Annotated in this window: 15 protein-coding genes; 8 read left to right on the top strand and 7 right to left on the bottom strand. The window is 54.9% G+C overall.

Going from position 1 to position 19,764, the window contains the following annotated elements; all coding sequences use genetic code 11:
- Positions 1 to 123: 123 nt before the first annotated feature.
- Entirely contained in the window at positions 124 to 4,149 is a 4,026-nt protein-coding gene (gene purL / locus KGFNPO_RS08720) for a phosphoribosylformylglycinamidine synthase (RefSeq protein WP_472634350.1), read from the top strand.
- Positions 4,150 to 4,377: 228 nt separating this feature from the next.
- On the opposite strand, the gene KGFNPO_RS08715 is transcribed toward purL, so the two are convergent.
- From KGFNPO_RS08715 to KGFNPO_RS08695, 5 genes are read right to left on the bottom strand one after another with little or no spacing between them, the layout of a single operon-like run.
- A complete protein-coding gene (locus tag KGFNPO_RS08715) occupies positions 4,378 to 5,154 on the bottom strand; it encodes a peptidylprolyl isomerase (RefSeq protein ID WP_472634349.1) in 777 nt (258 codons plus the stop codon).
- 41 nt (positions 5,155 to 5,195) lie between these two features.
- On the bottom strand, positions 5,196 to 5,468 hold the full coding sequence (locus KGFNPO_RS08710; protein ID WP_472634348.1) for a BolA family protein: 273 nt from the start codon (positions 5,466 to 5,468) through the stop codon (positions 5,196 to 5,198).
- Complete coding sequence (locus KGFNPO_RS08705) at positions 5,465 to 6,085, bottom strand: septation protein A (RefSeq protein ID WP_472634347.1); 621 nt, start codon at positions 6,083 to 6,085, stop codon at positions 5,465 to 5,467. Before KGFNPO_RS08705 ends, KGFNPO_RS08710 begins: the two co-directional genes overlap by 4 nt.
- A gap of 20 nt (positions 6,086 to 6,105) precedes the next feature.
- Positions 6,106 to 6,507: a peptide-methionine (R)-S-oxide reductase MsrB gene (gene msrB, locus KGFNPO_RS08700; RefSeq protein WP_472634346.1), complete on the bottom strand. Its 402-nt coding sequence runs from the start codon at positions 6,505 to 6,507 to the stop codon at positions 6,106 to 6,108.
- Positions 6,508 to 6,515: 8 nt separating this feature from the next.
- Positions 6,516 to 8,021, bottom strand: coding sequence for a protein adenylyltransferase SelO (locus KGFNPO_RS08695; RefSeq protein WP_472634345.1), 1,506 nt, complete (start codon positions 8,019 to 8,021; stop codon positions 6,516 to 6,518).
- A gap of 358 nt (positions 8,022 to 8,379) precedes the next feature.
- On the opposite strand from KGFNPO_RS08695, the gene KGFNPO_RS08690 reads away from it, so the two are divergent.
- The 7 genes from KGFNPO_RS08690 to KGFNPO_RS08660 all read left to right on the top strand — a co-directional run bounded on the left by KGFNPO_RS08690 (position 8,380) and on the right by KGFNPO_RS08660 (position 17,512).
- Complete coding sequence (locus tag KGFNPO_RS08690) at positions 8,380 to 10,032, top strand: 3-(methylthio)propionyl-CoA ligase (protein WP_472634344.1); 1,653 nt, start codon at positions 8,380 to 8,382, stop codon at positions 10,030 to 10,032.
- Between the two features lie 75 nt (positions 10,033 to 10,107).
- Complete coding sequence (locus KGFNPO_RS08685) at positions 10,108 to 11,349, top strand: branched-chain amino acid ABC transporter substrate-binding protein (RefSeq protein WP_472634430.1); 1,242 nt, start codon at positions 10,108 to 10,110, stop codon at positions 11,347 to 11,349.
- 167 nt (positions 11,350 to 11,516) lie between these two features.
- Positions 11,517 to 12,464: a branched-chain amino acid ABC transporter permease gene (locus KGFNPO_RS08680; RefSeq protein ID WP_472634343.1), complete on the top strand. Its 948-nt coding sequence runs from the start codon at positions 11,517 to 11,519 to the stop codon at positions 12,462 to 12,464.
- Between the two features lie 4 nt (positions 12,465 to 12,468).
- Positions 12,469 to 13,773 carry a branched-chain amino acid ABC transporter permease gene (locus KGFNPO_RS08675; protein WP_472634342.1) on the top strand — a complete coding sequence of 435 codons (1,305 nt, stop codon included), beginning with the start codon at positions 12,469 to 12,471 and terminating at the stop codon, positions 13,771 to 13,773.
- Complete coding sequence (locus tag KGFNPO_RS08670; protein WP_472634341.1) at positions 13,773 to 14,540, top strand: ABC transporter ATP-binding protein; 768 nt, start codon at positions 13,773 to 13,775, stop codon at positions 14,538 to 14,540. The genes KGFNPO_RS08675 and KGFNPO_RS08670 overlap by 1 nt, the downstream gene beginning before the upstream one ends.
- Positions 14,537 to 15,250, top strand: coding sequence for an ABC transporter ATP-binding protein (locus KGFNPO_RS08665; RefSeq protein WP_472634340.1), 714 nt, complete (start codon positions 14,537 to 14,539; stop codon positions 15,248 to 15,250). Before KGFNPO_RS08670 ends, KGFNPO_RS08665 begins: the two co-directional genes overlap by 4 nt.
- A gap of 180 nt (positions 15,251 to 15,430) precedes the next feature.
- Positions 15,431 to 17,512: a 3-hydroxyacyl-CoA dehydrogenase NAD-binding domain-containing protein gene (locus tag KGFNPO_RS08660; RefSeq protein ID WP_472634339.1), complete on the top strand. Its 2,082-nt coding sequence runs from the start codon at positions 15,431 to 15,433 to the stop codon at positions 17,510 to 17,512.
- 214 nt (positions 17,513 to 17,726) lie between these two features.
- Here KGFNPO_RS08660 and KGFNPO_RS08655 read toward each other — a convergent pair whose 3' ends face one another.
- On the bottom strand, positions 17,727 to 18,380 hold the full coding sequence (locus KGFNPO_RS08655) for a DUF1345 domain-containing protein (protein WP_472634338.1): 654 nt from the start codon (positions 18,378 to 18,380) through the stop codon (positions 17,727 to 17,729).
- A 21-nt stretch (positions 18,381 to 18,401) separates the two neighbouring features.
- Positions 18,402 to 19,622 carry a 6-phosphofructokinase gene (locus KGFNPO_RS08650; RefSeq protein WP_472634337.1) on the bottom strand — a complete coding sequence of 407 codons (1,221 nt, stop codon included), beginning with the start codon at positions 19,620 to 19,622 and terminating at the stop codon, positions 18,402 to 18,404.
- Positions 19,623 to 19,764 lie beyond the last annotated feature (142 nt).

Below are 19,764 nucleotides of genomic sequence, written 5' to 3'. Positions count from 1 at the left end.
ACGCCGGATTGCCGTCTTGTCTGCTGCTTCGCCTAGTGCGTCACGGTATAATGCCGCATCCCTTAAATGTCTTAATCATGCAGTTCCACTGCATCAAATTTCCTTCGAGCGTTTCCTCTCCCTATGCTGATTCTTCCCGGTTCCAACGCACTGTCCGCTTTCCGTACCCAACGTCTTTTGTCGCAACTGCACGCTGTCGATGCCAATATCATTGCCATCACAGGGCAGTTTACGCATTTTGTCGATGCCGGCTTGGCTGCATCGGAAGACGACACCAGCCGCCTGCATGCGTTGCTGACCTATGGCGAACCCTTTTCAGCCGCGCATTTGGCTGATAAGGAAAGCGAAGAATTCATCGTCATTCCACGTTTTGGCACTATTTCTGCCTGGGCCAGTAAAGCTACCGATATCGCGCACAACTGCGGCATGGCGCATATCAAGCGCATCGAACGCGGCGTATCGTACCGGGTGCAGTTGAAGTCCGGCTTGCTGGGCGGCGTTAAAAAATTATCCGATACTGCGGCGCAAACGGTCGCCGCCTTGCTGCATGACCGCATGACGGAGATGGTATTGCGGTCGGCCAGCGACGCCGCCGGCTTGTTCACCGAGCTGGCAGCCAAGCCACTGGAATTTATCGATATGCTGGCCGGCGGCAAGGCTGCGCTAGTTACAGCGAATACCAATCTCGGCCTGGCCTTGTCGGACGATGAAATCGATTACCTGCTGGCCGCATTTACGCAAGCCAAGCGCAACCCGACTGACGTTGAATTGATGATGTTCGCGCAAGCCAATAGCGAACATTGTCGCCATAAGATATTTAATGCCGACTGGACCATTGACGGTGAAGTCCAAGATAAATCGCTGTTTGCGATGATCAAGAATACCCATCTGCTGCAGCCGAAAGGCACCATCGTTGCCTATAGCGACAATTCTTCCATCATGGAAGGGGCGACTGTCGCGCGCTTTTACCAGCGCGGTGCGGCCAAGGGCAACGTGTATGAGAGCTCGGTGGAATTGACGCATACCTTGATGAAGGTTGAGACGCACAACCATCCGACTGCGATTTCACCTTTCCCGGGAGCTTCCACCGGTGCCGGTGGCGAAATCCGCGATGAAGGCGCGACTGGCCGTGGCTCCAAGCCGAAGGCTGGTTTGTGCGGTTTTACCGTCTCCAATCTGAATTTGCCGGATGCCGTTCAGCCTTGGGAAAACGATCTCGATGTGACGCAAGCCGGCGTGGATGCCAATACCGATGCCAGTGTGTATGGCAAACCGGACCGTATCGCGTCGCCATTGCAAATTATGATCGATGGCCCGTTAGGCGGCGCTGCTTTCAGTAACGAATTTGGCCGTCCGACGTTAGCCGGTTATTTTCGTACCTACGAGCAAAATGTCGGCGGCAATGTGTTGGGTTACCACAAGCCAATCATGATTGCCGGCGGTATCGGCAGCATTGCCGACATACACACGCACAAGAACGATATCCCGGTCGGCAGCTTACTGATCCAGTTGGGCGGCCCCGGCATGCGCATCGGCATGGGCGGCAGCGCCGCATCCTCGATGGCGACCGGCACCAACACCGCCGATCTGGATTTCGATTCAGTGCAGCGTGGCAATCCGGAGATGGAACGCCGCGCGCAGGAAGTTATCAACGCGTGCTGGGCGATGGGCGACGAGAATCCGATTATTTCGATTCATGACGTCGGCGCCGGCGGTTTGTCGAACGCTTTTCCGGAAATTACCAATGATGCCAAACGCGGCGCGATTTTCGATTTGCGTAAAGTGCCGTTGGAAGAAAGTGGTCTGGCACCGAAAGAAATCTGGAGTAACGAGTCGCAAGAGCGTTACGTGCTCGCCATCGCGCCCGACAGTCTGCCATTGTTCGAATACCTGTGCCAGCGCGAGCGCAGCCTGTTCGCAGTAGTAGGCACTGCGACTGAAGAGCGTCAGTTGAAGGTGATCGATCCGGAACATGGCAATAGTCCGGTCGATATGCCGATGGATGTATTGCTCGGCAAGCCGCCGAAAATGCATCGCGACGCCACGCATGTCGCACTGGATTTGCCTGCGCTCGATTTGACGGGCATGGATTTGCTGGAAGTGTCGCACCGGGTGTTGCGCCTGCCGGCTGTAGCCGACAAATCCTTCCTGATCACCATCGGTGACCGCAGCGTCGGTGCGATGACTGTGCGTGACCAGATGGTTGGCCCGTGGCAAGTGCCGGTGGCCGATTGCGCAGTCACCACCATGAGTTTTGAGGGATTCTTGGGTGAAGCGATGGCGATGGGCGAGCGTACTCCGCTGGCTGCCATCAACGCCGCCGCTTCCGGCCGCGTGGCCGTCGGCGAAGCGATCACCAATATTGCCGCGGCACCGATCAAGGATATTTCGGATATCAAGCTGTCCGCTAACTGGATGGCCGCCTGCGGCCAGCCGGGACAGGACGCGGCCTTGTTCGATACCGTCAAGGCGGTCGGCATGGAACTTTGCCCGGCGCTCGGCATCAGCATCCCGGTCGGCAAGGATTCGCTGTCGATGCGCACCACCTGGAAAGATGACGGCGTTGCCAAAGCCGTTACCTCGCCGGTGTCGCTGATCGTCACCGCTTTTGCACCGGTACACGATGTGCGTCTGTCGCTGACGCCGCAAATCCGCACCGATGCTGGCGACACCGTGCTGATTCTGATCGATCTCGGTCGCGGCAAAAACCGCATGGGCGCTTCCGCACTAACGCAAGTCATGCAGCAAATCGGCAACGAAACGCCGGATGTCGATAGTGCTGACGACCTGAAAGCTTTCTTCGCTGCGATCCAGCAACTCAATACCGAACGTAAGCTGCTGGCGTATCACGACCGTTCCGACGGCGGCCTGTTTGCCACGCTGGCCGAAATGGCATTCGCCGGCCGGTGTGGTTTAGCCATCAATCTGGATATGCTGACGCTGGAAGGCGAGCACGCCACCGACAGTGGCGAAGCCAAGGATTGGGCCGGCCAAGTGGCAGAGCGCCGCAACGACCTGACCCTGCGCGCACTGTTCAGTGAAGAGCTGGGGGCAGTGATTCAGGTCCATGCGGAACAAAAAACGGAAGTGATGAACGTGCTGCGCACCCACAATCTGGGTGCCTGCAGCAACATCATCGGCAAGCCGCAGGTGCAGGATGTGATTGAATTCATGCGCGATGCCAAGTCGATTTACAAACAACCGCGTGTGGCGTTGCAACGTTTATGGAGCGAAACCAGCTGGCGCATCGCCCGTTTGCGCGACAATCCAGCCTGCGCCGATGCCGAATACGACCGCATTCTGGATATCACAGACCCCGGCATCACCCCGAAACTGACGTTCGAGCCGCAGCAAGATATCGCCGCGCCGTATATCGTCACCGGCGTCAGGCCTCGGGTGGCAATCCTGCGCGAGCAAGGCGTCAATTCGCATGTGGAAACCGCGTACGTGATGCACAAGTCGGGCTTTACCGCAGTCGATGTACACATGAGCGACTTGATTGCCGGTCGCGCTCGTCTGGACGATTTCAGCGGCCTGATCGCGGTGGGTGGTTTTTCTTATGGCGACGTGCTGGGCGCGGGCGAAGGGTGGGCCAAGACCATACTTTTCAATGCCAAACTGGCCGAGCAATTTGCGCTGTTCTTCCAGCGCACCGATACTTTCGGTCTCGGCATTTGCAACGGTTGCCAGATGATGAGCAATTTGAAATCCATCATCCCCGGCGCGCAGGCATGGCCCAAGTTTACGCGCAATAAATCGGAACAGTTCGACGCACGTTTTGCGATGGTTGAAGTGGCGGATTCACCATCGATCTTCTTTCAGGGCATGGCCGGCACGCAAACCCCGATCGCGATCGCGCACGGTGAAGGCTATGCGGATTTCACTTTGACTGGCGATATCGATCAAGCGCTGGTTGCGATACGTTTCGTCGATAACCAAGGCCAAGTTACGGAAGGCTATCCGTACAATCCGAACGGCTCGCCGCAAGGCATCACCTCTGTGACTACGCCGGATGGACGGTTTACCGTATTGATGCCGCATGCCGAGCGCGTGTTCCGCTCGGTGCAGCAATCCTGGCACCCGGAGTCATGGGGCGAGGATTCGCCGTGGATGCGCATGTTCCGCAATGCGCGCAAATGGGTTGGGTAATTAATTACATATCTGATGTACCGCACGGTGCATGCAGGACATGAAAAGCCTTGTCCACGAAAGACACGAAAAGCACGAAAGAATGGCTAACCGTCCTTTTGACTGCTGCAGAAAAGGTTTTTTTCGTGTCTTTCGTGGACTGAATTCTTTGTGCATAAAACATCAGTTACATAATATAAAAAAGCGCTCTTTAAGAGCGCTTTTTTGATCACATCATAAAATCCAGGTTCATTCCACTTTCGCTTTTTTACGCAATCCCTGCTGGAATTCCTGCAGCTTTTGTTGTTGCAGCTTTTCCGCAATTTGTGGTTTGACTTCTTCCAGCGTCGGCACTTTTGCGGCACGAACATCTTCGAGTTTGATGACGTGATAGCCGAACTGGCTCTTGACCGGCGTTTCAGTGACTTGGCCTTTTTGCAGCGCGATCATCGCGTCGGAGAACGGTTTTACGTAGGCGGCAGGAGCGGCCCAGTCGAGATCGCCACCGTTGGCTGCCGAGCCAGGATCTTTGGATTGCTTGGCCAGGTCTTCAAACTTGCCACCTGATTTGAGCTTGGCGATGATTGCTTTCGCATCGTCTTCCTTTTCAACCAGGATATGGCGCGCATGGTATTCCTTGTCGCCGGCCTGAGCCTTGAACTTGTCGTATTCCGCTTTGATATCGGCGTCGCTGACCGGGGTTTTCTTGATGACATCTGCCACCAAAGCACGAATCACGATTGATTGACGGGCAATTTCAACTTGATTCTTGACGTCGGCACTCATGCCCAAGCCACGTTTGTCGGCTTCCTGAATCAGGATTTCACGGTTGATCAATTCTTCCTTGATCATCGCGCGCAACTGCGGAGAATCCTGCTGGCCTTGCGACGCCAGTTGCTTGGCCATCAGTTCAACACGTGAGGAAGGAATTTTCTTGCCATTTACTATGGCAAGGTTTTGTGCCATTACAGGCAGGGCAACGGCAGCAAGAAGTAGCACCAGCAAACGGGCAGGTTTTAAAGTCATCATGGATTCCTAAGATGGGAAGTAAAGAAAGGTAAAAAAATTTATTTTATTTCGGACGGCGCCAGAGCTGTAATGGCCAAGGCATGAATGTCGGAATGCATCAAACCTTGCAAGGAATCATACACCAGCCGATGCCGGCTAAGACGGCTTTGCCCCTCAAAGTGACGCGATACGATGTATAGCGTGTAGTGCCCACCACCGGATGCGGCACCGGCATGGCCGGCATGACGCGCCGAATCGTCTTCCAGTTGACATGCGGTCGGATCGAAAGTTGCAATCAGCTGGTTGCGGATCGCATCAAAACGCGCGCTCATGCCGAATCCTTCATGTATTTGGACAAGAACAAGCTTTGCGCGATGATGAACGCGAACATCAAGCCCATACCGCCGAAAAGCTTGAAATTGACCCAGGTCGCAGTGGGGAAATTAAACGCGACATACAGATTGAGAACGCCCATTGCCAGAAAGAATGCACTCCAGGCCAGGTTCAGCCGCTGCCAGATAGTATCGGGGAGCTTGATCTGTTTTTCCATCATGGAGCGAATCAGATTTTTCCGCATGAAAATCTGGCCGCCCAGCAGCGCTGCGCCAAAACACCAGTACAGCACGGTCGGTTTCCACTTGATGAAATTCTCGTTATGGAAATAGATGGTGGCGCCGCCGAATATGCCGACGATTAGTAACGATACCCACAGCATCGGATCGACTTTTTTGCCGCGCGACAATAAATAGCCGATTTGCGCCACGCTCGCGATAATCATGACCACGGTAGCGAGCAGGATCGGCGCCTGGCTGGCAGTAATCGTGCCGCCGGAAATAAGACCGGAAAAATAATGCGATACCAGCGCTTGCGCCGAATCTGCATTGCCTTCGCCCCATTTAAAGACGGCAAAGAAGATGATGACGGGGAGCAGGTCGAATAAAAATTTCATTGGGTAATTTTTCTTGATGGCTAGGTTTTTGGCTCGAATCGCAATGACGCTGAATTAATGCAATAACGTAGTCCGGTCGGCGGCGGCCCGTCCGGGAACACGTGCCCCAGATGGGCATCGCATACATTGCATAAAATTTCGGTACGTATCATGCCATGGCTGCGGTCGACATGCTCGGAAACATTGTCCGGATTGATTGCCTTGAAATAACTCGGCCAGCCGCAACCGGAGTCGAATTTGGCGTCCGACTCGAACAACGGCGTGTTGCAGCAGACACAGGTATAGATACCGGCTTCATGGTGATCCCAGAAGCGGCCGCTGAAAGCGGGTTCGGTCGCCGCGTGTCGGGTGACTTCATAATCGGATGGATCGAGCAGTGCCTGCCATTCGGCCTCGGTTTTGGTGACTTTGGGTGAATTCATCGTGCCTCCTAGGATGAGCAGCTCACTTCCAGCTGACTTGCCCAGTCTGGCGGCAATTCGGCGTAAGCGGCGTGTTCCGGCTGTTCGTCAAACGGTTTTTCGAGGATTGCCAAAAGCTTGGCAACTTCCGAAAAATCCTTATTCTGCGCTTTTTCGATGGCAACCTGCGCCAGGTAATTACGCAGCACGTACTTGGGGTTTATTGCCTGCATTGCAAGCCTACGTTGGAGGTCGGAACTATTCTCCTGCCGCAGGCGGCTCCGGTATTGATTGGCCCAAGCATCAAAGGCGGCGCGGTCAATGAACACGTCGCGCAACCGCGTATCTTTACCTGCATTATCCAGCTCCAGATCGCACAAAAGACGGAAAAACAAAGTGAAATCGACATGATTGGCCTGCATCAAACCAAACATCGCATCGAACAGCAGTTGATCCGACTTTCGCGTGCTGACCAGGCCGAGCTTGGCGTGCAGCAGGCTATCCAGTTTAGCCACGTAGTGCGACTGAAACGGTTCCAGCGCGGCCCGCGTCGCATCGACACTGCCGATCAGCGGCAGCAGCGCTTGCCCCAGCGCGTAGCAATTCCACTCTGCCATTTGCGGCTGCATCCGATAAGAATAGCGGCCCTGGCGGTCGGTGTGGTTACAGATATGTTGCGGGTCGAAAGCTTCCATGAAGCCGAACGGGCCGTAATCGAGCGTTAAGCCGAGTATCGACATGTTGTCGGTATTCATGACGCCATGCATGAAGCCGACGCTTTGCCAGTCGGCCATCAGGTGCGCGGTGCGCTGGGTTACCTGCTGTAGCAAGGCCTGGTACGGATTGTCGGCAGCATGTAATTCTGGATAGAAACGGTCGATGACGTAATCGGCGAGGGTTCTCAGTTCTTCCATCTTGTCGTTGTAAAACCAGTGCTCGAAGGAACCGAAACGCACAAAAGTGGGCGCCATGCGCGTGACGACTGCGGCGGTTTCGGGCGTCTCGCGCATCACATATTGATCCGAGCCGGTCACGCATAGTGCGCGCGAGGTTGGAATGCCGAGCCCGTGCATCGCTTCCGAGCATAGGAATTCGCGGATCGAGGAACGCAACACCGCCCGTCCATCGCCCATGCGGGAGTAGGGTGTAAGACCTGCGCCCTTGAGCTGCAATTCCTGCCAGGCGTTTCCGGAGTTGCTGCAATCCGGCACTTCGCCCAGCAGAATCGCGCGGCCATCGCCGAGTTGCCCGGCCCAGACTCCAAACTGGTGACCGGAATACACTGCCGCCACCGGCACCGCGCTTTCCGGCGTGCGGTTGCCGGTAAAGGTTTCAATGAATTCCCGGCTGGTAAATTCGGCCGCTGCAAGCCCGATCAACCGTGCAGCAGAAGCGCTGGCGCCGACCAGATAAGGCGCGGGCAGCGGCGTTGGCATCAGCTTGGTAAAGAATGCCGGCGGCAATCCCGCGAATGAATTGCTAAGCGGCAAAGTGCCTGTTAGATGACCGCGCTGGGACGAAAGGGGGGCGTTCATGTCGATTAATCCTGTCTGTGCCAAATGTTTGTCTGTGTTTTCCGGCAGTATCACACTATCCGGAAGGTCGTGCATTTTGATGGTGATTCGTATCTCCGGTATTCAAGTATTATTTGATGCTTTTATATACTACATAATGTATTTTTAATATTCGCATTAAATATATGCGGATAATGCACAATTAAATACCATACTCCCTATTAAATTTATTATTGACAGGGAGATCGATGGGGTTGCCGTGCCGAAATTCATGCTGCTCTGCACAACAGAAAGTGATTGACACTTTTAGCACGCTCGTTCGAAAATCAATCAATCAATAATCAATCGCAAACCAGCTTGCTCTAATTCAGGAGAGTTCATGTCGCAGTATCCAAAAAGCCCGCTGATGGGGCAAATGATGAGTCAGCCTTTGTTGATCTCCAATATCATCCGTCACGCCGATCGTTATTACGGTAAAAGCGAGATCGTATCAAGGCGGGTTGAGGGTGATATCCATCAATACACTTATACCGATTGTCACAAGCGAGCGCGTCAACTGGCCAAGGCGTTAGCCAATTTGGGCGTCAAAATGGGCGACCGGGTGGCCACCATCGCCTGGAACGGGTATCGCCATCTGGAAGCTTATTATGCTGTTTCGGGCTCCGGTGCGGTGCTGCATACGATTAACCCGCGCCTGTTCCCGGAGCAGATCGCTTACATGGTCAACCATGCAGAAGACCAGTATGTGCTGTTTGACATGAATTTCCTGCCGATCATCGAAGCGATTGCAGCGCACTGCAGCACGGTCAAGGGTTTCGTGATGATGTGCGGTCGCGAACACATGCCCGCAGCAAGCAAGGTCGACAATCTGTTGTGCTACGAGGAATTGATCGCCGCCAGTTCCGACGATTACGAATGGCCGCTGTTCGACGAAAATTCCGCTTCCAGCCTGTGCTATACCTCCGGCACTACCGGCCATCCGAAGGGGGCGCTGTATTCGCACCGCTCCACGTTACTGCATTCCTATGCTTCGGCGATGCCGGATGGCTTGAATGTTTCGGCGCGCGACACGGTATTGCCGGTAGTGCCGATGTTTCACGTCAATGCCTGGGGCTTGCCGTATTCGGTGCCGCTGGTCGGCGCGAAAATGGTGTTTCCCGGCCCTGCAATGGATGGCAAATCGTTGTATGAATTGTTTGAACAGGAACAGGTGACATTCTCTGCCGGCGTGCCGACTATCTGGCTAGGTTTGCTGACCTACGTGGCGCAAAACAATCTGACATTCTCCAGCTTCAAGCGCACCGTGATCGGCGGCTCCGCCTGTCCGCCATCCATGATGAAAACCTTGCGCCATCAATATGGGGTCGAGGTGGTGCATGCCTGGGGCATGACCGAAATGTCGCCGCTCGGCACCGCCTGCACGCTTTCGGTGCGGCAGGCCGCCTTGCCGGAAGACGCAAAAGAGGCAATTCTGGAAAAACAGGGCCATGTGATCTTTGGCGTTGACATGAAAATCGTTGGCGACGATGACCGTGAGTTGCCGTGGGATGGCAAAACCTACGGCAATCTGCTGGTCAAGGGGCAGTGGGTCATCAGCAGTTATTTCAGGGACGAAGGCGGCGATGTGCTGGAAGACGGCTGGTTCCCGACCGGCGACGTGGCTACCATCGACGCCGATGGTTACATGCAGATTACCGACCGCAGCAAGGATGTGATCAAGTCCGGCGGCGAATGGATCAGCACCATCGAGCTGGAAAACATCGCAATGGCGCATCCCGCAGTCCAGCAAGCGGCATGCATCGGCGTAGTGCATCCAAAATGGGACGAGCGCCCGTTGCTGGTGGTGGTGAAAAAGCCGGGTATGGAAGTGAGCAAGGAAGAATTGATCCAGTTTTATGACGGCAAGATCGCTAAATGGTGGACTCCGGACGATATCGCCTTCGTGGAAGCGTTGCCGATCGGCGCCACCGGAAAAATTCTGAAAAACAAGATGCGGGAACAATTCAAGGACCACAAGTTACCGATAGCGTAAGTAGAGAAGTACGGCGACGCAAGATCGTCGGTTGTTTGTAGTGCCCATAAAATATCCATAAGGAAGAGACAAATGATGATCAAGCTTCGCACTTCAGTACTGGCTTTATCCCTGGCGGCCGCTTTTGCCAGCCCGGTTGTATCCGCCGAAAACGTCAAGGTGGCGTTCATCGAAACCTTGTCCGGCGCTTTTGCGCCGATTGGTCAAAACCAGTTGAGAAGCTATCAAATGTTTGCCGAAATGTCCGCCAAGGAAAAGTGGGCCGGAGACAACACCATCGAATTCGTCGGCTTCGACAACAAGGGCAGTCCGCAGGAATCGCTGACGCAATTGAAGTCGGCCATCGACCAGGGTTATCACTATATCGCCCAGGGTAACGGCTCCGGCGTGGCGCTAGCCCTGATCGACGCCATCAACAAGCATAATGAGCGCAACCCCGGCAAGGAAATCGTGTTTCTGAACCATTCGGCAATCGATCCCGACCTGACCAACAGCAAATGCAGCTTCTGGCATTTTCGCTTCGATGCCAATTCCGACATGAAGATGGAAGCACTGACTAGCTTCCTGGCAAAAGATGCCAGCATCAAGAATATTTACATCATCGGGCAGAATTATGCCCACGGTCATCAGGTCACACGGGCCGCCAAGGAATATCTGAAGCGCAAACGCCCCGACATCAAGATCGTCGGTGACGACTTGCATCCGATTGCGCAAGTCAAGGATTTTTCACCGTATATCGCCAAGATCAAGGCTGCCGGCGCCGATACGGTAATTACCGGCAACTGGGGCGCCGATCTTGCGTTGCTGATCAAGGCCGCCAAAGATGCGGATCTGAAAGCCAATTTCTATACTTATTACGGCGGCACAACCGGAGTCCCAACGGCCATGGGTGCAGCCGGCGGCAATCATGTCAAGCAGGTCGCCTACTGGACGCCCAACAACGAAACATTCTCCGGCAAGGAAATCGCTGGCGCCTTCAAGAAAAAATACAACGATGACTTTTATGTGATGGCGACTTACACCGCAGTGTCGATGCTGTCCAAAGCCATTAAGGAAGCCAAATCCGCCGATCCGGTCAAGGTTGCCTTTGCGATGGAAGGCATGAAAGTCAAAAGCCTGAATGGCGAAGTGGAAATGCGCAAATCCGACCACCAGCTTCAGCAGCCGCTGTATATCGCGACCTGGGCCAAGGTGGATGGCAAGACTGTTAAATACGACCAGGAAAATACCGGCTTTGGCTGGAAGACCGAGCAAAAAGTCGATACTTACCTTGCAGCACAACCGACCTCCTGCCAGATGAAACGCCCGGCCAGGTAACTATCTGGCTGCATGGGGCTTGCGCTAAGTTACGTTCAGTTAAGCAAGGACGCTGATCGGGTGCGTTATGCACGCCGATGCGCGGTGCTGCAAATGCTGCATCCGCACGGCAACCGGCTTGCGCAAGCCATACTCTGGAACAAATATAAAAATCAAGGGCGCGCATCGTGGAGTTCACGTTAATTACTGTGCTAAACGGCTTGAGCTATGGGCTTTTGCTGTTTATGCTTTCATCTGGTTTGACCCTTATTCTGAGCATGATGGGCATACTCAATTTTGCCCATGCCAGTTTCTACATGGTTGGCGCCTATTTCGCCTACAGCATCAGTACCCAACTAGGGTTTTGGCCGGCTTTGTTTATTGCACCTTTGCTGGTTGGCATACTAGGGGCCGGTGTCGAGCGCTATGGTTTGCGTAAAGTGCATAAATACGGACACATCCCTGAACTGTTATTCACCTTCGGCTTGTCTTACGTAATTGTCGAACTGGTGCAATTGATCTGGGGCCGCGCGGCAGTAGCGTACCCAATTCCACCCGAGCTGGATGGCCCCTTGTTTACGTTGTATACAACCACCTTTCCGATCTATCGCGGCTTCATCATGCTGATTGCCCTGCTGATGCTGTTGTCGATGTATCTGATGCTCACCCGCACCCGCATCGGCCTGGTAATCCAGGCTGCGCTGACCCATCCGGATGCCGTCGAAGCGCTGGGGCACAACGTACCGCGCGTATTCATGCTGGTGTTCGGCGGCGGCTGTGCATTGGCCGGGCTGGCTGGCGTGGTCGGCGGCAATGCCTTTGTCACCGAGCCGAATATGGCGCATGCGGTGGGCAGCATCATTTTTGTCGTAGTGGTGGTCGGCGGCATGGGATCGGTGGTGGGCGCACTGCTGGCGTCGCTATTGATCGGTATTCTGCAGACCTTTGCGGTGGCGCTGGATTATTCAATCATCAGCGTTCTGAGTGCGTTTGGCGCTCAAATCAACGCACAAACCTTTGGCTACCCGGTGCTGCGGCTGACGATTGCGCAAGTCGCGCCGATCCTGCCGTACCTGTTTCTGGTGCTGATTCTGATCTTCAGGCCGAAGGGCTTGATGGGCACGCGGGAGGGATGAGGCCATGATTACCAATATGACAACCATCATGACGACCAATATGAAATTTACCCCGTTGAACCTGGGCCGCTGGATCATCTGGAGTGTGTTTGCGCTGATTTTGATCATCGCACCGGTCATTTTCAATCAAGGCGCTGCGCTATCGGTGCTGACCCAGATGGGCACTATCATGATTTTCGGCCTGTCCTACAACATGCTGCTGGGCCAAGGCGGCATGTTGTCGTTCGGTCACGCGGTGTACTCCGGACTGGGCGCATTTTGTGCGATTCACGCCATCAATCTGGCCACGACTGGCACGGTGCCGATTCCGATTACCCTGATTCCGCTGGTGGGCGGTTTTGCCGGCATGCTGTTCGGTGTGCTGTTCGGCTATGTCACCACAAAAAAATCGGGTACCACCTTCGCCATGATTACCCTGGGCATTGTCGAGCTGGTGTTTGCCTGTTCGCTGATGTTCCCGGAATTTTTCGGCGGCGAAGGCGGTGTCTCGGCCAATCGGGTGGTCGGGCAAGCTTTCCTGGGCATCACTTACGGTCCACAGATTCAGGTCTATTACCTGATTGCATTCTGGCTGTTCGTCAGCACCATCGGCATGTACGCATTTACCCAGACCCCACTTGGCCGGATCATCAATGCGGTGCGCGACAATCCGGAGCGGGTTGAATTCATTGGCTACAACACGCATTGGGTGCGCTACCTGACCCTGATTCTGTCGGCCTTTTTTGCCGGCATAGCGGGCGGCTTGTCGGCCATCAGCTTTGAAATCGTCAGCGCCGAGAACGTCAGTGCGCTGCGCTCCGGGGCCATCCTGTTATTTACTTTTATCGGCGGCATCGGCTTCTTTTTCGGCCCGATGCTGGGTGCCGTCATCGGCGTGTTTCTGACCGTCTTGCTGTCGGATTTTACCAAGGCCTGGCAATTGTATCTGGGGGCATTTTTCATCATCATCGTGATTTATGCGCCGGGCGGCATCGCCAGCTTGCTGATGTTGAATTTGCGGCTGATGAAATACCGCAAGTTTGGCCGCGTCTGGCCGCATCTGGCCGCAGTGTGCGCGGCCTCGCTGGTGGCCTTCTGCGGCGCTGTGATCGCCATCGAAATGCTGTATCACCTGAGTCTCGAATTGGTCAACGGCAGCGAGATGCAATTGTTCGGTTTTACTGTCGATACCATGGCAGCCCCCGGCTGGACGGTGGCTGCCATCCTGTTCGTGCTCGGTTGCCTGGGGATAAATCGCACCCGGCCAGCATTTCAGCAAGTCTGGGATGAAGTGAATACGGAAATTCAATTGATTGCGAGTGCAGCCTAATGTGTAATTTTTCTCTGGAACTGAAGGATGTGCGCAAGAGTTTCGGCAAATCCGAAATCATTCGCGGTACCAATTTGCAGATACCGAAAGGTGCGCGTTTTGCGGTGATCGGCCCCAATGGCGCGGGCAAATCGACGCTGTTCAATCTAATTTCGGGGCGTTTCCCGCTGAGTTCCGGCGATATCTTGCTCAATGGCCGCAGCATTGCCGGGCTCAAGCCGTTTCAGATCAATCGGCTGGGCTTGTCGCGCAGTTTTCAGATTACGAATATTTTCCATCGCCTGACGGTATTTGAAAACCTGCGTTGTGCAGTGCTTTGGTCGCTCGGCTACAAATACTCGTTTTGGCACCGCTTGAATGGTCTGAAAGATGCACGGGAGTGCGCCGAAAAGGTAATGGTCGATATCGGCCTGACCCGACGGCGTGACGTGATGGCTGGCTTATTGACCTACGCCGAACAGCGCGCGCTGGAAATCGGCATCACCATTGCTGGTGGCGCCGATGTCATCCTGCTCGATGAACCCACTGCCGGCATGAGCCGCTCCGAGTCTGATGCTGCGGTGGAACTGATCCGCAAGGTAACGGCCGGCAAAACCTTATTGATGGTCGAGCATGACATGAGTGTGGTGTTTGGCCTGGCGGACAAAATTGCGGTGCTGGTGTATGGCGAAATGATCGCTTGCGATACCCCAGCCAATATTCGCGGCAATAGCCAGGTGCAAGAAGCGTATCTGGGCAGTCATGCACCACAGGAGGCTGCGGCATGAAGCCACTGCTCGAAATCAAGGACTTGCACGCCTTTTACGGCAAGAGTCACGTCTTGAACGGAGTTGACCTGACGGTTGACAAAGGCGAGATCGTCAGCCTGTTGGGGCGCAATGGCGTCGGGCGCTCGACCACAGTCAAGGCAGCGATGGGGCAGGTCGATGCCACAGGTTCGATTCTGTTCAAGGGAGAGGAATTGATTGGCTTGAAGGCTTTTCAGATCGCCCACAAAGGACTTGGCTATGTACCGGAAAATCGCGACATCTTCCCGACTTTGACGGTGGAGCAAAATCTGCTGCTGGGCCAGAAAAAAGGCAAGATAAAAGGTCAAATATCGCGCTGGTCGTTTGAGGACATGTACCAAATGTTCCCCAGACTTAAAGAGCGCCGGCATGTGGCCGCCGGCGTGCTATCGGGCGGCGAGCAACAGATGCTGACGCTGTGCCGCACCTTGATGGGCGACCCTGATCTGATCATGATCGATGAGCCGACCGAAGGTCTGGCGCCCAAAATTATCGATCTGGTGGCCGAATATCTGAAAGCACTGCAAGAGCGGGGCATCTCGATACTATTGGTCGAACAAAAACTGGCGATTGCACTGGAAATCTCGCAGCGTGTGTATGTAATGGGACACGGCAGCATCGTATTCGAAGGCACGCCGCAGCAATTGCGCGTTGACGCCGCAATTCGCAAGGAATGGCTGGAAGTTTGACCGGCAACGCAAGATGGAATTTGCCGATGTATTTTTGCATCGGTTTTTTTAAACTTAAAATAATACGATCGTTCTTTTTACGGTATAGTTAAACGCTCTGCAGTACGCGAAATACCGTTTTCAACAGCCTCATTTCAACCATTCAACAATTAGAGACAACCTCAACGTAAAGGAGCATTTATGACTGCCGAATATCAAGTCAAGGGCGCTGTCGCCGTCATCACTCTGAACAATCCGCCGGTAAATGGTCTGGGATTATTGACCCGCAGCGCGCTGGTCGACGGGATGAAAAAAGCGCTGGCAGACGATGCCGTCAAGGCGGTGGTGATTACCGGTGCCGGCAAGGCATTCTCCGGCGGTGCCGACATCAAGGAATTCAATTCGCCCAAAGCCCTGACTGAGCCTTCCTTGCACACCGTTATCAATGTGGTCGAAAATTCCACCAAGCCGGTGGTAGCGGCAATACATTCGGTCTGCATGGGCGGCGGGCTGGAGCTGTCGCTGGCCTGCCACTATCGGGTAGCAGTGCCCGGTGCGCAAATCGCCTTGCCTGAAGTCAAGCTTGGGTTATTGCCCGGTGCCGGCGGCACCCAGCGGCTGCCGCGCGCGGTCGGGGTTGAAATGGCCTTGAACATGATAGTGTCCGGCACGCCGGTTGCGTCTGAAAAGCTGGCACAAACGGGCTTGTTCAATCAAATCATCGACGGTGATCTGATGCAGGGCGCACTCGCCTTTGCCGCCAGCGTGGCTGCGGTGCGTCCGCTACCGAAAGTGCGCGACATCAACATCGATTACCCGAACCATGAAGCGTTTTTCCAGTTCTCGCGCAATACGGTCAAGGCGATGGCGGGTCCATTCCCGGCCCCGTTGAAATGCGTGGATGCGGTGGCAGCAGCGGTAACCATGAAGTTCGAAGATGGCCTCAAGTTCGAGCGCGACCTGTTCATGGCGCTGATACAAACCACTGAATCCAAAGCGTTGCGCCATGCATTCTTCAGCGAACGTGCGGCCAGCAAGATTGCCGATGTACCTGCTGACACGCCAGTGCGCACGATCCATTCGGTCGCCGTGATCGGTGCCGGCACCATGGGCGGCGGCATTGCGATGAATTTCGCCAATGCCGGCATTCCCGTGACCATTCTCGAAATGCAGCAGGAAGCGCTGGACAAGGGATTAGCTACGATTCGCAAGAATTACGAAAATACGGCGAAAAAAGGCAAACTTTCGCCCGAGAAATGCGCACAGCGCATCGCGCTGATCAAGGGCACGCTATCGTATGAAGAAATCGGCCAGGCCGATATCGTGATCGAGGCAGTGTTCGAGGACATGGGCGTGAAAGAAACCGTGTTCAAAAAGCTCGATGCAGTAATGAAACAGGGCGCCATTCTGGCCACCAATACTTCAACGCTGGACATAAACCGCATCGCCAGCTTTACACAGCGACCGCAAGATGTGATCGGCACCCACTTTTTCAGCCCGGCTAATGTGATGAAGCTGCTGGAAATCGTGCGCGGCGCGAAAACCGGCAAGGATGTGCTGGCCACCGTCATGGGACTGGCGAAAAAAATCAAGAAAACCGGCGTCGTTTCCGGAGTCTGCGACGGTTTCATCGGTAACCGCATGATCGAGCAATACAGCCGCCAGGCCGGCTTTTTGTTGGAAGAAGGCTGCCTGCCGGAGCAGGTCGACAAAGCTGTCGAGAAATTCGGCTTTGCGATGGGACCGTTTCGCATGGGCGACCTGGCCGGCAACGATATCGGCTGGTATATCCGCAAGCGCCGTTATATCGACAAACCGGACATCAGTTACTCCAAAACCGCCGATTTGTTGTGCGAAATGGGACGCTTCGGCCAAAAAACGCAGGCTGGCTGGTATGACTACAAGGCCGGCGACCGCAAGGCGTATCCAGCACAAGTGGTCAATGACATGATCGTTAATCACTCGGCCGATCTGGGTATCGAACGGCGCAAGATCAGCGATCAGGAAATCGTCGAGCGCCTGGTGTTCTCGATGGTTAATGAAGCCGCGTATATCCTGGACGAAGGAATTGCCCAGCGCGCCTCCGACATCGACATCGTCTACCTGACCGGTTACGGCTTCCCGCTATTTCGTGGTGGCCCGATGTTCTATGCGGATACCGTCGGCTTACCGAATGTGGTGATGGCGATGGAAAAATACGCACGCGGCCGCAATGGTGACGCATGGAAAGTGGCGCCGCTGCTACAGAAACTGGCCGAAGAGGGAAACACCTTTAACGGATAAGCTGATGTGCTGGAGGTGTTTGACAAAGAACGGCCATCACTCGATGGCCGTTCTTTTATTTGAAATGACAGCTGACACAATCGGCAGCATAAACATATATGCCAATATATACATGCCAATGTATTTTTAGTAGATCTTATAATTAATGCGGGAATGGCATGGTTTTTATGCATACTCCGCCTCCTTCAAAAGAAGCATGCTATACGCGAAATGCTCAGGCCGCCAGCAAGCCGGCCGCAATATTGACCGAAAACCCCAGAATTGCCGCGTTAAACAGGTAACTGAGCAGGGATTGCGCCAGCACCGCCTTGCGCATCGGGCGACTCAAAATGTTTACATCCGAGGTTTGCGCCGTCACTGCGATGGTGAATGCGAAATACAGGAAATCCCAGTAATCCGGATTTTCTTCATGCTCCGGAAACCCGAGCGGCCGCTTGCTGGCCGGAGCCCGATAAAACATGCGGGCGTAATGGATGGTAAACATGGTGCCGACCATGCACCATGAACCTAGCACGGTAGCGCCGGTAAACGCATAGTGCAGTATGCGTTGTCCAGTGGGTAATTCTTGCGCGGCTACCAGTTCCAGGATGATTGCGGCCAGACTGGCAATGGCGCTGAGGGACATGATAGCCAGCACGGCAACCGCGCTCTCATCCTCCTGTTCGGCAATTTTTCGCACCCTGGCGTGATCGGCGTGCAGCATCAACCATCCCATCAGGCACAGATACGACCACACTGCAATATTCCAGCCAACCAATATGCGGGTGATCCAGAGCCAGGATTCGGGCAATGCAAATATGGCAGCACACCCGGTCAGCAGTGCAAAAGTCAGGCGTAGGTGGTGATGCGAGCGGAAAAACTGAACCATGGCGGTGAATATCGTGGAATATTAACCAGCCGCAGCAATAATCTTTGCCACCGGATTGGCCCGCAGCCGGGATGCATCCGGCATGCCCGCACCCAGCAACGGGCGCAGATATTGGCGGAAGGCTTCGGTGACGTCGGTGCCGGATGCGGCGATGAATGCGTCTTCCATCACGCGCGTTTTGCCCGCCACTTCCTGCAATTGCAGTAGCGCATAATCGACCGCATAATTACCGCTGCGCCTGATCGCCACCGAGCCGTCGCGGCCGCCCCGCATCGCAAACTGCACCGCTTTTTCGCCGACCTCGCGCGCTTCGCGCTGATCCACGTCCGACACGCAACCGATGAACGAACGCTGCAGGTAGCCGAAGGTGTCGCCTCGCACGCGCTTGATCTTGAGCTTGTTCTTGATTTCCTCGCACAACAGGTCGGCCAGCGCGCCGGTGCCCGAGAGTTGCAGATTGCCGTGTGCATCGTGCTCTGAATTTTTAGCGAGCAGGCTGATAATGGGTGCACCTGAAGCGTCGTGAATGCCCTCGGAAACCGCAATTACACAGCGCCCGATACGATCATGCACTGCCTTCACGTCAGCCAGAAATTGCTCCAGCACAAAGGTGCGTTCGGGCAGGTAAATCAGGTGCGGCCCGTCGTCGGGGAATTTCCTGCCCAGCGCCGCCGCCGCGGTCAGAAAGCCCGCATGGCGGCCCATCACGACGCCGACATACACGCCGGGCAAGGATGCGTTATCCAGGTTGGCGCCGGTAAACGCTTGCGCCACAAAGCGCGCCGCCGATGGAAATCCGGGCGTGTGGTCGTTGCCGACCAGGTCGTTGTCTATCGTCTTTGGAATGTGAATGCAGCGCAGCGGATACCCGGCTTTCTGCGCTTGCTGGCTGACGATATGCACGGTGTCGGACGAATCGTTGCCGCCGATGTAGAAAAAATGTTCGATCTGGTGCGCCCGCAACACCTTGAAGATTTCCTGGCAATACTTGACGTCCGGCTTGTCGCGGGTGGAACCAAGTGCTGAAGAGGGCGTATTGGCCACCAGTTCCAGGTTGTGGCTGGTTTCCTGCGTCAGGTCGAGAAAGTCTTCCTCCAGGATGCCGCGTACGCCGTGACGGGCGCCATAGACCAGTTCAACGTTGTGAAAACGCCGCGCTTCCAGCGTCACGCCCACCAGCGATTGGTTGATCACCGCAGTCGGGCCGCCGCCCTGGGCGACCAGAATTTTTCCAGATGCCATGCCATTCTCCTAACAATTTCTCATGCTTTTGATTGTAACCCCAGCGTATCGATACCAGTAGTGCCGGCCTCCGTGCCTGCGGCCCGGCGCAGGCACGGAGGCCGGCACTACTGACAATCAACTATTAAAGCGACTATTAAAG

It is taken from the genome of Gelidimonas diazotrophica, from assembly GCF_055694025.1.
This window is presented reverse-complemented; position numbering and strand designations above follow the sequence as displayed.